General features: G+C 64.9%; 12 protein-coding genes. 2 read left to right on the top strand and 10 right to left on the bottom strand.

Going from position 1 to position 12,842, the window contains the following annotated elements:
• From IPM60_07515 to IPM60_07500, 4 genes are all read right to left on the bottom strand, one after another.
• Complete coding sequence (locus IPM60_07515) at positions 1-618, bottom strand: 2-dehydro-3-deoxy-6-phosphogalactonate aldolase (GenBank protein ID MBK8907742.1); 618 nt, start codon at positions 616-618, stop codon at positions 1-3.
• Between the two features lie 29 nt (positions 619-647).
• On the bottom strand, positions 648-1,967 hold the full coding sequence (locus tag IPM60_07510; protein MBK8907741.1) for a TRAP transporter large permease subunit: 1,320 nt from the start codon (positions 1,965-1,967) through the stop codon (positions 648-650).
• Positions 1,968-1,974: 7 nt separating this feature from the next.
• Positions 1,975-2,568 (bottom strand): TRAP transporter small permease, encoded by a 594-nt coding sequence (locus IPM60_07505; GenBank protein ID MBK8907740.1) that lies wholly within the window; start codon positions 2,566-2,568, stop codon positions 1,975-1,977.
• A 91-nt stretch (positions 2,569-2,659) separates the two neighbouring features.
• Positions 2,660-3,670, bottom strand: coding sequence for a TRAP transporter substrate-binding protein (locus IPM60_07500; protein ID MBK8907739.1), 1,011 nt, complete (start codon positions 3,668-3,670; stop codon positions 2,660-2,662).
• 138 nt (positions 3,671-3,808) lie between these two features.
• Here IPM60_07500 and IPM60_07495 point away from each other — a divergent pair, with 138 nt between their 5' ends.
• Positions 3,809-5,599 carry a dihydroxy-acid dehydratase family protein gene (locus tag IPM60_07495; GenBank protein MBK8907738.1) on the top strand — a complete coding sequence of 597 codons (1,791 nt, stop codon included), beginning with the start codon at positions 3,809-3,811 and terminating at the stop codon, positions 5,597-5,599.
• Between the two features lie 37 nt (positions 5,600-5,636).
• On the opposite strand, the gene IPM60_07490 is transcribed toward IPM60_07495, so the two are convergent.
• From IPM60_07490 to IPM60_07475, 4 genes are all read right to left on the bottom strand, one after another.
• Positions 5,637-7,016, bottom strand: a complete 1,380-nt coding sequence (locus IPM60_07490; protein MBK8907737.1) for a trehalose-6-phosphate synthase — start codon at positions 7,014-7,016, stop codon at positions 5,637-5,639.
• A 228-nt stretch (positions 7,017-7,244) separates the two neighbouring features.
• Positions 7,245-7,904 carry a glutathione S-transferase family protein gene (locus IPM60_07485; GenBank protein ID MBK8907736.1) on the bottom strand — a complete coding sequence of 220 codons (660 nt, stop codon included), beginning with the start codon at positions 7,902-7,904 and terminating at the stop codon, positions 7,245-7,247.
• Positions 7,905-7,918: 14 nt separating this feature from the next.
• The gene (locus tag IPM60_07480; GenBank protein ID MBK8907735.1) at positions 7,919-8,281 is read right to left on the bottom strand and encodes a DUF1428 domain-containing protein; all 363 of its coding nucleotides are present in this window, start codon (positions 8,279-8,281) and stop codon (positions 7,919-7,921) included.
• 55 nt (positions 8,282-8,336) lie between these two features.
• Positions 8,337-8,834 (bottom strand): hypothetical protein, encoded by a 498-nt coding sequence (locus IPM60_07475; protein ID MBK8907734.1) that lies wholly within the window; start codon positions 8,832-8,834, stop codon positions 8,337-8,339.
• Between the two features lie 55 nt (positions 8,835-8,889).
• On the opposite strand from IPM60_07475, the gene IPM60_07470 reads away from it, so the two are divergent.
• Positions 8,890-10,566: a formate--tetrahydrofolate ligase gene (locus tag IPM60_07470; GenBank protein ID MBK8907733.1), complete on the top strand. Its 1,677-nt coding sequence runs from the start codon at positions 8,890-8,892 to the stop codon at positions 10,564-10,566.
• An 88-nt stretch (positions 10,567-10,654) separates the two neighbouring features.
• Here IPM60_07470 and lexA read toward each other — a convergent pair whose 3' ends face one another.
• Both lexA and IPM60_07460 read right to left on the bottom strand, forming a co-directional pair.
• Positions 10,655-11,380, bottom strand: coding sequence for a transcriptional repressor LexA (gene lexA / locus IPM60_07465; GenBank protein ID MBK8907732.1), 726 nt, complete (start codon positions 11,378-11,380; stop codon positions 10,655-10,657).
• Positions 11,381-11,605: 225 nt separating this feature from the next.
• Positions 11,606-12,829 (bottom strand): molybdopterin molybdotransferase MoeA, encoded by a 1,224-nt coding sequence (locus tag IPM60_07460; protein MBK8907731.1) that lies wholly within the window; start codon positions 12,827-12,829, stop codon positions 11,606-11,608.
• Between the last annotated feature and the right edge of the window lie 13 nt (positions 12,830-12,842).

The raw sequence follows: 12,842 nt of genomic DNA, 5'->3' as shown, positions 1-12,842 counted from the left end.
TCACCCGCCCTGCAAGCGCTGAAATGCTGCGACGAGATCGCGGGCGATCGTCCCCACCTCCGTCACCGCACGTCCGGGGGCGTAGAGGTTGGAGCCAAAGCCGAAGCCGTCGGCGCCGGCCTCATGGAACGCTGCCATGTCGTCGGCACCGATCCCGCCCACGGCAAACAAGCGCGTCTCCTTCGGCAACACGGCCCGCACGTCCTTGAGGTAGGCCGGACCGAGGCGGGCGGCCGGGAAGATCTTGAGGCATTGGGCGCCGTGGCGGAGGGCGCTCAATGCCTCGCTTGGCGTCATGCACCCGATCACCGTCACCAGGCCGGCCTCGACCCCGGCCACGATCACGTCGGGGTTGCTGTCGGGCGTCACCATGAGCGCTGCCCCGGTGGCGGCCAGCCGCACGACCTGGTCGGGAGAGAGCACGGTACCGGCGCCGACGACGACGCCCGCGGGGCAGCATGCGGCCAGCTTGGCGATGCTGTCGAAAGGCCGGGGCGAGTTGAGCGGCACCTCGATGAGGCGGAAGCCGGCCTCGACCAGGACGTCGGCCACGGCCGGCACCTCGTCGGGCGCGATGCCGCGCAGCACCGCGATCAGCGGCATCTCCGTGACCGCCATCTCGAAGACGTCGACAGGCGCAGGCGTCCTCACCGCAGCATCCACAACGCAAGATCCGGGAAGAACAGCAGCAGCAACAGGACGATGATCTGCAGCGCGATGAACGGCAGCACCGCCTTGAAGATGTGAGGGAGTTCGATGCCGGGCGGCGCCACGCCCTTGAGGTAGAACGCCGCAGGGCCGAACGGCGGGCTGAGGAACGACACCTGCATATTGACGCAGAACAGGATCCCGAACCAGATGGGGTCGTAGTTCAGTTCCTTGATGATCGGCACGAAGATCGGAAGCGTCAGCATGGCGATGCCGATCCAGTCGAGGAACAGACCAAGCACCATCAGAATCCCCATCATGATCATGACGATGACGATGGGCGCGGCATCAATGCCGAGGATCGACTGGGAGACGAAGCGGTTGCCGCCCATCAGGTTGTAGACGCCCACCAGGATGGCCGCGCCGACGCCGATCCAGATGATCATGCCGCAGGTGTTGAGGGTTTGGGTGACGCTTTCCTGCAGCACCCGGAAGGAGAACTCGCGCCGGATGACGATGGCGATCAGCACGCCGAACGCGCCCATCGAGGCGGCTTCCGTGACCGAGGCAACGCCGCCGTAAATGCTGCCGAGGACCATCAGCGCGATCAGCGCCGGCAGGATCACCGACTTGGCAGCGTTGAGCTTTTCGCCGGCCGGCATTCGCGCCTGATCCGGCGGCAACGGCGGGCCGAGCGACGGGTTGATGGCGCAACGCCCGAGCACGTACGTGACGTAGGCCAGCATCAGGATGGTCGCCGGCGTGATGGCGGCGACGAACAGGTCGGCGATGCTGACGCTCGCCATCAGGCCGTAGATGATCAGGACGATCGACGGCGGCACCATGGTGCCGAGTGAGCCGCCGGCGCAACAGACGCCGATGGCGATACTGCGGTCGTAGCCGAGACGCAGCATCTGCGGCAGCGCCAAGATGCCGAGCAGCACGATCTCGCCGCCGATGATCCCTGACATGGCGGCGAGGAAAAACGCCACCACCAGGGTCTGGACGCCGACGCCGCCGGGCAGGCGGCCGGCGAAGATGCGCATGGCGTTGAACAAATCGCGGGCAATGCCGGAGCGGTCGAGCAGCGACGCCATCAACACGAACATCGGCACGGCCACAAGCGAGTATTCGGTGATGAAGCCGTAGACCCGGGCCGTCACCAGCGGCAGGGCCATCGGCCCGAACCACCCGAAGGTGAAGATGAGCGCCACCAGCCCGGTATTGAAGGCGAGCGGCAGACCGGGAAGCAGGAGAACGAAGATGCTGCCGATGAGCAGGTAGGTGCCGGCTTCGATGCCGAGAGCGTTCAGTCCCATGCCCATGTCAACGCGCTCCCTCTTTCCGGTCCGCCGCCGGCCCGCGCACCGCGTGGATGACGTGGAGGATGGCCTGCAACATCATGATCGCCACTGCGACGAGGATGACGCCCTTGGTCATGGCCGGGAACGGCGGGTTCCAAGAGGTGCCGGAGCGCTCGAGTTGCCAGTCTCCGGTCGGATTGTGGGAGGATCGCCAGAACATGATGTAAGCGGCATAGCTCATGCCGACGGTGAACAAGAGGGTGATGACGCTGTTGAAGACGTCGAATATCCGCCGCACACCCGGCGAAACGGCGTCATAGATCACCCTTATTCGAATGTGCTTGTCGCGAGCCAGCGCCACCGGGCCGCCCAGGGCGAAGATGCAGGCGATCAGGAAGATGACCGTCTCGTGAACCCAGGAGGTCGGCGACTCAAAGACGTAACGCATGACTACCTCGTAGACCGAGATCGCCATGGCAATGAGGGCGAGCCAGGAGATCAGCGCGCCGGCTTCGTTCACGTAGCGATCGAGGGTCGTGCGCAGCACGACCTCCTCCCGCTCAGGCACCGCGGTTGTGGCGTCCGGGGCGCCTCGCAAGCCTTCAATGTCTTCCATCTGTCCGATCCTCTGCGGCAGGCGCTATGCTCGTATGCAGGAGCCGGCCGGGCGGCGCCACCGGGGTCACCGCTTACGCCGGCAGCCGTGGCTACAGCAAGTTGCGCGCTTCAAGGAACTTGACGACGGAGTCGTAGGTTTTCTGGCTCAACTCGTTCTTCTTTGCCCAGGTTTCCCATTCCTGCTTGGCTATGTTGCGGAACTTCTTCCGCTCTTCGTCGGGCATGTCGATGATCTCGATCTTGGGGTCCTTGCGGGCCTCCGCGACGGCTTTCAGATCCAGGCCCTTCAGGGTGAAGACCATGTCGAACGCCATTGTGTCGCAGGAGACCTCGAGGATCGTCTTGTGCTGGTCCGACAGCCCGTCCCAGATCTGCTTGCTCATGGAGACCGCCACCATCGGCAGCGAGTGGAACCCCGGGTAGCTCGGATAGGGCGCGAACGAGTGCAGCCCCTGAGCCTGGTTGGTCGCGAAGACCGTGTAGTCGGCCGCGTCGATGACGCCCTTTTCAAGGCCCGTGTAGACTTCCGAGCCCGGCAGGTTGACCGGCGACGCCCCCGCCTTGCTGAAAATGTCGTAGACCATGCCTTCCGGCGCGCGGAGCTTCAGCCCCTTGAGATCGTCGACGGTGCGAATGGGCTTCTTGCTGGCCAGCGCTTCGAGCCCGGTGGCAGCCGCGCAGATCAGATGCACGCCATAGGGCTCAACAAGCTCGTTGTATAGCGCCTCGCCGCCGCCGAAGTTCATGTATTCCAGGAACTCGACCGGGTCGCCCCACGCGCCCACCAGGTTGCCAAGCATGCTGAAGGCCGGATCCTGACCGGAGAAGTAGCTGGGGTCGGTGAGGTGGCCCTGAAGAATTCCGGCTCCGACGGCTTCGAGGGTCTGGTTGTGGGGAACCACCGCGCCGGTCGGCAGGATTTCGATCTTGATCTCCCCGCCGCTCATCGTTTCCACGTTCTCGGCCCATTGCTTCTTGACCTCGAACTGAGGCTCGCCGGCGGTCTCCGACGTCTGCATGGTCCATTCATATTCGGCGGCGATCGCGTCCGAGGCGGCCGCTGCGAACACGGCGACACCGGCGACGCCGACGACAGTCATCCACGACTTTGGCTTCATTGTTTCCTCCTCTGCTTGGATGCGGGTTATGCTGTGGGCCTCGCGGCAGCGGCACTAAAGGCCGGCTTCTTAGTCTCCCACGACGGGTGCTTCCTCAACAACGTAGAAGAGGTAACTGTGATGGCCACAAGAGGTTCCAACGAACGCAAGCTCAGAAGCCAATTGTGGTTCGACGATCCCGCCGAGCCCGGGATGACCGCGCTCTATCTGGAGCGCTTCCTCAACTATGGGCTGACGCGGGCGGAGTTGCAGTCCGGACGGCCGATCATCGGCATCGCCCAGACCGGCAGCGATCTGGTGCCGTGCAACCGCCACCACCTGGATCTGGCGTCTCGCGTCAAGGACGGCATCCGCGAGGCGGGTGGCGTGCCCATAGAGTTTCCCGTCCACCCGCTGCAGGAAACCGGCAAGCGCCCCACCGCGGCGCTCGATCGCAACCTCGCCTTTCTCGGGCTCGTCGAGGTGCTCCACGGCTATCCGCTCGACGGCGTGGTGCTCACAACCGGCTGCGACAAAACCACGCCGGCGTGCCTTATGGCGGCGGCGGCTGTCAACATCCCGGCGATCGCGTTGTCCGGCGGCCCGATGCTGGACGGCCACTTCGAGGGTAAGCTGGTCGGCTCCGGCACCGTCGTCTGGCGCGCGCGTCAGTTGCTGGCTGCGGGAGAGATCGACTACGAGGGCTTCATGGACATGGTGGCGGCGTCGGCGCCCAGCGTGGGTCATTGCAACACCATGGGAACGGCGTCCTCGATGAACGCTTTGGCCGAGGCGCTCGGCATGTCGCTTCCCGGCTGCGCCGCCATCCCCGCGCCCTATCGCGAGCGCGGCCAGATGGCCTACGCCACCGGTCTTCGCATCGTCGACATGGTGCACGAGGACTTGACGCCGTCGAAGATCATGACTCGCGCGGCGTTCGAGAACGCCATCGTCGTCGCGTCGGCCATCGGCGCGTCCAGCAACTGCCCGATCCACCTGATCGCCATCGCCCGCCACATGGGCGTTGAGCTCAATCTTGAAGATTGGCAGCACCTCGGCCACGACGTGCCGCTGATCGTCAACATGCAGCCGGCCGGCCACCACCTCGGCGAAGGCTTCCATCGCGCCGGCGGGGTGCCGGCAGTGATTCACGCTCTGGTCGCTGCCCGGCGCATCCACACCGACGCGATCACGGTCAACGGCCGGACCATTGGTGACAACACCGCCGACGCCCGCTCGACGAACCCTGACGTCATTCGGCCGGTTTCAGAGCCCCTGATGGAAGAGGCCGGCTACGTTGTCCTCGGCGGCAACCTGTTCGACGCGGCGGTGATGAAAACGTCGGTGATCGGCCCGGACTTCCGCCGGCGCTACCTCGCCAAGCCCGGTGACGAAGACGCATTCGAAGGTCGAGCCGTCGTGTTCGAGGGGCCGGAGGACTACCACCGGCGCATCAACGATGGTGCGCTCGCCATCGACGAGACGTGCATTCTGTTCATCCGCAACTGCGGCCCGGTCGGCTATCCCGGCTCCGCCGAGGTCGTCAACATGCAGCCGCCCGACGCGCTGATCAAGCGCGGCATCACCGAGCTTCCGTGCGTCGGCGACGGCCGCCAGAGCGGAACATCGGCTAGCCCGTCGATCCTGAACGCGTCGCCGGAAGCGGCGGTCGGCGGTCCCCTCGCATACCTCCGAACCGGCGACCGGGTGCACATCGACCTGAATGCGCGGACGGTCAACGTGCTGATCGCCGACGACGAAATGCAGCGACGCCGCGGCACGACGCCGCTCCCCGAACTCAAACACCAGACGCCGTGGCAGGAGATCTATCGGGCATTTGTCGGGCCCCTCGCGACCGGCGGCTGCCTGGAGCCCGCCACCGCCTACATCGACATCATCGCGACCCGCGGCAATCCCCGGCACTCCCACTGACGGGCGCCGGCTGCTCTCACATGCGTCGGCGCCCGCTCTAACGGCGGACGTCGAGTGCCTCCAGGAACCGGCTGCACCAATCATGGACGGTGTTGCTGGTCAGTCGCTGGAACAGCCTGTCCTGCCTCCGTTGCCGTTCGTCCAGCGGCATCTCCAGCGCGGTCTTGATGGCGTCCGCGACGCCCGCCACGTCATAAGGATTGACGATCAGCGCCTCCTGCAGCTCGGCAGCGGCGCCGGAAAACTGCGAAAGGATGAGAACAGCAGGATCGTCACGGTTTTGGGCGGCCACAAATTCCTTGGCGACGATGTTCATGCCGTCCTTTAGGGGCGTCACCAGACCGACGCGACTGAGGCGATAAAGGACCGCCAGGCTCTCCTGATCGAGCGACTTGTTGATATAGCGAAGCGGCACCCAGTCGAGTTCGGTGAAGCGTCCGTTGATGTGTCCCGCGAGCGCCTCCAGCTCTTCGCGTTTGTCGACATATTCCGGGACGTCCTCGCGGGATGGTGCGGCGATCTGCAGGAAGGTGACGCGGCCGTGGTAGTCGGGCGAGTTTACCAGGAACGCTTCGAACGCGTTGAACCGGTGGTCCAGGCCCTTGCTGTAGTCCAGCCGGTCGACGCCGATGATGACGCTCTGGTCGTTGATCCAGTCTGCGAATTGTTCTGCGCCGCCGCGCTCGACAGCCGCCGCAGCCACGCCGGCAAACGCCGCCGTGTCGATGCCGATGGGAAAGGCGGCGACCCTGCAACGCCGGTCGCCGGCCTGCAGGCACCCGTCGTCTTGGCGCCCGCCGAGCTTGCGCACGACGAGATCCGAAAAGTTGTGGACATCGTCTTCGGTCTGGAATCCCAGCACGTCGTACGCCAGCAAGCCGTCGATGATCTCCCGCCAACACGGCAGCGCCAGGAACGTGTCGGCAGGCGGGAACGGCGTGTGCAGAAAAAAGCCCAGCGCGGACGTAACTCCGCTCTTTCGCAGCTCAGGACCGATGAGGGTCAGATGATAGTCCTGAACCCAGACGAGATCATCGCCGCGCAGCTCAGGCACCAGACACTCGCAAAGCAGGCTGTTGACCTGGCGATAGGTTGCGAAGTCGGCCCGCGAGTAACTGACAAGATCCAGGCGATTGTGCAGCAGCGGCCACAGGCTGCGGTTGGCGAACTCTTCGTAGTACCCGCTGTGCTGAGCCTCGCTCAGATCGACGGTGACGGTGCGGTAGCCGCCGTCGCCATCGTAAACCTTCCTGGTATCCTCCATGGCTTGGTCGTCGCCACAGATGTCGCCACTCCACCCGAACCACAGGCCTTGTTTGGATTCCAACGCTGCCTTGAGCGCGACAGCCATGCCTCCGGCTGCCGGTTGGTTGGCCGGTGTCGCAACACGATTGGAAACGATGACCAGGCGCGGCATGGTGTTCTCCGGATTGTGTTGCGCCTGCACGTCACGGCGCGGAAAACATGCCTCTAGTCAACCCGCCGCGGCATATCGTGTTCCATTCCGCCTGGCGCGCGACGATACTTCAGTGAAGGAGTGTCCGTACGACCACGAATTTGCGAGACCTCAGACGACCGGCATCCAACACTCCCAGTTCTTGTTCAATCCCAGGACCCGGATTTCATCGCCGCATCTCCTCGTTCGTCAGGCTTCGCCACCTTCCACAGCCGCTTGCGGCTCAGCAGACGTCAAGGCATCGTCGATCTCCCGTGCTCGGGCGGCGGCCGGCCGGTCGCGCAGCCGCTCCCAATAGCGCTCGAACGCCGGTCGCCCCTCGATCGTGCCAAACTCCATCCCCCAGCCGATGTGGGCGCCGAGATAGAGGTCGGCGGCGCTGAAGCGCTCGCCCGCGACGTAGTCTCGCTCCGACAACACCGACTCCAGGGTGGAGATGACCCGCGCGAGAGAGCCGTAACCGGCCATTCCTTTGCTGCGGTCGTCGTCCGGCAGCTCGAAGCCGAAAGCCTGGTTCGTTACGGCCGCCTCCAGCGGACCGGCGGCAAAGAACAGCCAGCGATAGTAGGGCCCGCGCCGACGATCGCCGGGGGGCGGCGCCAGTTCTGCCTCCGGGAAGGCGTCCGCCAGGTAGGCGCAGATGGCGGCGCACTCGGTGATGACCGTGTCCCCGTGGACGAGCGTCGGCACCTTGCCCATCGGGTTGAGGGCGAGGTATTCCGGCGCCTTCATCGTCGTTCCGTACTCGAGCAGCTCCGTGCGGTATGAACGCCCGACCTCCTCCAGCATCCAACGGACGATGCGGCCCCGCGACATCGGGTTGGTGTAGAAAACGAGTTCGTCACTCATGATACGAAGGCTCCCTACAAATCGACCAGAACGTCGAAACCGCCCCAGAACATCCGCTTGGCGTCGAACGGCATGGTGCGGGGGTCCATGCTGTCCTTGATGCGCGGATCGTCCATGACCTGCGCATTGACTAGATCGCGGTGCTCGCGCGACTCGAACACGATCCAGGAAAACACCACCGTCTCGTCCGCCTTCAGCTTGACCGCCTGCGGAAACGACGTCACCTCACCGGCCTTCACGTCGTCGGCAACGCACTCGACAAACGCCAAAGCGCCATATTCGCGCCAGACCCTGCCAGCCGCCTCCGCCAACTTGCGATAGGCCTCGACGCTGTCCTTGGGAACCGGAACCACGAACCCATCGACATACTTGCCCATGCCTTCACTCCTATCACTACCGCTCCATCGGCGCGTGTTTCAATTCCGCTGAAGGTCATCCCTTGAAATCGGTTGATGTCTCCTGCTTCCGCCGCTCGAAGCTCAAAATGCTTCTTGATTGGCTCGCGTTCGTGACAATCTCGGCCAAGTCGTAATCGGACCCCCGGAACTCGATCAAGCAGAAGCCATGGCCGAACGGGTCCCGCATCGGAGCGAATCGGCCCCAGTTGCGCTCGCGAGCCGGTCCCGACGCCCTCGCACCTGCGGCGAGGGCGCGCTCCGCCGCGGCTTCAAGGTCGTCGACAACGATGTCCAGATGGACAGGTGTCCAGTGATCCTCGTATGTGCGATAGTGCAGGGCCGCTGCTACGGCGCCAGTTCGACCGCGGGAACATGCTACTGATCGCGCCTGGCGAGCGCGGGAATTTTTGCATGGCCGGACAGGGGTCGCCCTCAACGATGGAACCTGCACGACAAGCGCGATAGAACGGCCGGTACGCTGCCCTGCCCCGGTTGTGCAGCTTCGTTGAAAACAAACGGTGGAGCGGCGCATGGCGCAGAGCGACAATGGCCCCACTGGGAATGGAGCCACGAGAAATCTTCACGAAATGTCGCAGAGCGACATCGATATCGCTCGTGCCGCCGCTATGCGTCGGATCTGGGATCTTGCGCAGGACCGCCTCGGTATTCCGACGGACGCCATCGAGCCGTTCGGTCACTACAAGTCCAAGATCTCGCTCGAGTTCATCAAGTCCCTTCATGACCGGCCGGACGGGCGCCTGATCCTGATCACGGCGGTGACGCCGACGCCGGCCGGCGAGGGCAAGACCACCACCACCGTCGGCCTCGGCGACGCCCTCAATCGCATCGGCAAGAACGCCATGATCTGCCTCCGCGAGCCGTCGCTCGGGCCCTGCTTCGGCATGAAGGGCGGCGCCGCCGGCGGCGGGTTGGCGCAGGTTGTGCCGATGTGTGACATCAACCTGCACTTCACCGGCGATTTCCATGCCATCGGCGCCGCCAACAACCTGCTCGCGGCGATGATCGACAACCACATCTATTGGGGCAACAGCCTTAAGATCGACGAGCGGCGCATAACGTGGCGGCGCGTCGTCGATATGAACGACCGGGCTCTCCGGGAAGTGGTCTGCAGCCTCGGTGGCGTCAGCAACGGCTTTCCGCGTTCGGACGGCTTCGACATCACCGTCGCCTCGGAAGTGATGGCGATCTTCTGCCTCGCGGAGGATCTCGACGACTTGCAGCGCCGTCTCGGCAACATCATCATCGGCCAGACGTTCGACCGTCATCCGGTTCGCGCCCGCGATCTGGAGGCGCACGGGGCGATGACGGCGCTGCTCAAAGACGCCCTCATGCCGAATTTGGTACAGACGCTGGAGAACAATCCAGCGTTCGTCCACGGCGGCCCCTTCGGCAACATCGCCCACGGCTGCAACTCGGTGCTGGCCACCAAGGCGGCGCTCAAGTTGTCCGACTACGTGGTGACCGAGGCGGGCTTCGGCGCTGATCTGGGCGCCGAGAAGTTTCTCGACATCAAGTGCCGCAAGTCGGGCCTGAAGCCGGACATCGCGGTGGTGGTGGCGACCGTCCGGGCGCTCAAGATGCACGGCGGCGTGGCGCGGGACTCTCTCGCCAAGGAGAACATGGCGGCTCTGGTCAAGGGCTCCGAGAACCTCAACCGCCATGTCGAGAACATGCGCAGCTTCGGTCTTCCCGTCATCGTCGCCATCAACCGCTTCACGTCCGACACCCCCGGCGAACTGGATCTCCTTCGCCAAGTGTGCGCCGAGCTGGACGTCGAAGCCATCGTCTCCGATCATTGGGCGCTGGGCAGTGCGGGCGCCGAGGATCTGGCACGCGCCGTCGTGCGCGTCATCGATGACCAGCCCGGCGACCTCCGCCTGCTTTACGACGACTCCATGTCGTTGTGGGACAAGACGCGGACCGTCGCCCAGCGCATCTACGGCGCGCAAGGCATCATCGCCGACAAAAAGATCCGCAGTCAGTTCGCCGAGCTGCAGGCTGCCGGCTTCGGGCATTATCCGGTGTGCATCGCCAAGACCCAGTACAGCTTCTCCACCGACCCCAACCTGCATGGCGCCCCCAGCAACCATGTCGTGCCGGTGCGCGAACTGCGGCTCGCCGGCGGCGCCGAGTTCCTGGTAGTCATCTGCGGCGACATCATGACCATGCCCGGGTTGCCCCGCATTCCTTCGGCCAACACCATCGGCGTCGATGCCGACGGCGAGATCTTCGGTCTGTTCTGACCGACCGATCATCGCCATCGTGCCAGAGGGGACAGTGGATCAAACATTTCGTGTGTGATCATGGCAAATCGTCCGCATTTCCTTGCGGCTATGAACCATAACGGCGGTAGAGGCCGACCAAGCGGCCTTGCACCTTGACCTGGTCAGGGCCGCAGATGCGCGTTTCGAACGCCGAGTTGGCGGGTTCGAGAGCGACGGATTTGCCGCGGCGGCGGAAGCGCTTGAGGGTGACCTCCCACTCCTCCAACTTCTCGTTATGGACCTGCGCGACGACGATCTCGCCATTGTCGGCGGTGTCGGCCTGTTGGATGATGGCGATGTCGCCATCGAGAATTCCAGCCTCGATCATCGAGTCGCCATCGATTTCAAGGGCATAGTGGTCGCCCTTGCCGATGATGCTGGAGGGAATGTCGATAAGGCGCGACTGATCCCGGAGTGCCTCGATGGGAGTGCCGGCGGCAATGCGACCGTAGAGCGGCAACTGCACGGCGTGCGAGGCGGGTGCCGCGTGCGACCCCGGCAGGCGGAAGTCGGCCTTGATGACGTTGGGCGCGAACGCCTCCGACGGACGGCGCGGGCGCCCAGACGCCGAAGCCGCATTCTCCGGCAGGCGGATGACCTCGAGGGCGCGGGCCCGATGCGGCAGCCGCCGGATGAAGCCCCGCTCCTCCAACGCCGTGATCAGGCGATGGATGCCCGACTTGGACCGCAGCCCCAAAGCCTCCTTCATTTCGTCGAAAGACGGAGAAATACCGTTCTCCTTGAGTTGTCGATCGACGAGAACCAGCAGTTCATATTGCTTCCTGGTCAGCATGAGCGTTTTCCCCGCAACACCACCCGATTCGTGTTCGCCGGCCGATCCTGAGTCCGCCGGTCACAACCTGAAGACTCCGCCCGTCGATGCGCGACACCATGAGCGGAGCCGCACGGAACAAAAGCAAAACTTCACGACGAGTTCTATTTTGGTTCCGGCGCGGCGTCAAGTCCCATTTGGGGCTTGTTTGCGGCGAAGCCGAGAATTATGGGTGAGGACGACCGGTCAGCCGCGGATAACGCCGTCACCAAGCATGATGATGTCGGCCCGGTCACCGGCGCGCGCCGGCTGCGCATGGGGAGCGCGGACTATCAGGCAGTCGGCTTCGGTGAGCAACGCCAGCATGGCGCTGTCTTGGCGCTCGAACGGCATCGCGATCCGCTCGCCCCCGTCGCCGTGGGCAAGGCGAGCGCGGAGATAGTCCTGCCGTTCGTCGTTGGCGGCGAGATCGCGCCCGAGAACTGCCGACTGAAGCGCCGACGCGGCGCCGCGTCGGTCCGACACCCCGAGCATGGCGTCCATTGCCGGTTTGAGGACCACGACAGAGGTCACCCCGACCGAAACCGGATTGCCGGGCAGGCCGAGCACGGGCACATTGCCCAGCCGGCCGAACATCAGAGGTTTGCCCGGCCGCATGGCGACCTTGTAGAAGCGGAGGTCCATGCCCCGCCGACGCAACACCGCGCCGACCAAGTCATGGTCGCCGACCGATGCGCCGCCGATGGTGACCAGCAAATCGACGCCCCGGCAGGCGTCGAGGTGAGATTCGAGCGACGCTTCGTCATCGCCGGCGATGCCCAGATTGACCGGGTCACCGCCCCATGCCGCCACGGTGGCAGAAAGGGCGATGCTGTTGGAGCTGACGATCTGGTCGGGCCCCAGGGGATCGCCCGGCATGATCACTTCATTGCCGGTGGCGAGGATGGCGACGCGCGGCATTCTTCGCACCTTCAGCCACGGCACGTTCATGGCGGCGGCAAGCCCGAGATCCCGGGCTGTTAGCCGCCGGCCCGCCCGCATCAGCGCTTGGCCTGCCCGAAAATCCAGACCCGCAGGGCGGATCCAGCGGCCGGGCGCCGCCGGCTCGAGGATCGTCACAGCATCGCCGGTGCGCTCGCACACCTCCTGGATGACGACGCCGTCGGCCCCGTCGGGCAGCACTGCTCCCGTCGAGATCCGCACCGCCTCCCCGGCACCCAGTCTGCCCGGGAACGACCGCCCGGCCGCCGATTCGCCGACGATGCGGAGCGTTGCCGGGGCCGATGCCGCGTCGCCGGTACGGAGGGCGTAGCCGTCCATGGAGGAGACGGCGGCGGGCGGCTGGCTGACCCGCGACACCACATCCTCGGCCAGAACCCGCCCAAGGCAGCGTTCGATGCCGACCACCTCAGCCGGTAGCGGCTCGATCCCGGCGGTGACCATGGCGACGGCGTCGGCGACCGAAATCATCCTCAATCCTCTG

The sequence above is a fragment of the Rhodospirillales bacterium genome, assembly GCA_016710335.1.
In the GTDB taxonomy this organism is placed as follows: domain Bacteria; phylum Pseudomonadota; class Alphaproteobacteria; order Rhodospirillales; family Defluviicoccaceae; genus JADJXQ01.
This window is presented reverse-complemented; position numbering and strand designations above follow the sequence as displayed.

Excerpts from the sequence above, each read along its gene's own strand:
- IPM60_07515 (MBK8907742.1), bottom strand. The coding sequence starts at position 618 with ATGGCGGTCACGGAGATGCCGCTGATCGCGGTGCTGCGCGGCATCGCG.
- IPM60_07510 (MBK8907741.1), bottom strand. The coding sequence starts at position 1,967 with ATGGGACTGAACGCTCTCGGCATCGAAGCCGGCACCTACCTGCTCATC.
- IPM60_07505 (MBK8907740.1), bottom strand. The coding sequence starts at position 2,568 with ATGGAAGACATTGAAGGCTTGCGAGGCGCCCCGGACGCCACAACCGCG.
- IPM60_07500 (MBK8907739.1), bottom strand. The coding sequence starts at position 3,670 with ATGACTGTCGTCGGCGTCGCCGGTGTCGCCGTGTTCGCAGCGGCCGCC.
- IPM60_07495 (MBK8907738.1), top strand. The coding sequence starts at position 3,809 with ATGGCCACAAGAGGTTCCAACGAACGCAAGCTCAGAAGCCAATTGTGG.
- IPM60_07490 (MBK8907737.1), bottom strand. The coding sequence starts at position 7,016 with ATGCCGCGCCTGGTCATCGTTTCCAATCGTGTTGCGACACCGGCCAAC.
- IPM60_07485 (MBK8907736.1), bottom strand. The coding sequence starts at position 7,904 with ATGAGTGACGAACTCGTTTTCTACACCAACCCGATGTCGCGGGGCCGC.
- IPM60_07480 (MBK8907735.1), bottom strand. The coding sequence starts at position 8,281 with ATGGGCAAGTATGTCGATGGGTTCGTGGTTCCGGTTCCCAAGGACAGC.
- IPM60_07475 (MBK8907734.1), bottom strand. The coding sequence starts at position 8,834 with ATGCGCCGCTCCACCGTTTGTTTTCAACGAAGCTGCACAACCGGGGCA.
- IPM60_07470 (MBK8907733.1), top strand. The coding sequence starts at position 8,890 with ATGTCGCAGAGCGACATCGATATCGCTCGTGCCGCCGCTATGCGTCGG.
- lexA (MBK8907732.1), bottom strand. The coding sequence starts at position 11,380 with ATGCTGACCAGGAAGCAATATGAACTGCTGGTTCTCGTCGATCGACAA.
- IPM60_07460 (MBK8907731.1), bottom strand. The coding sequence starts at position 12,829 with ATGATTTCGGTCGCCGACGCCGTCGCCATGGTCACCGCCGGGATCGAG.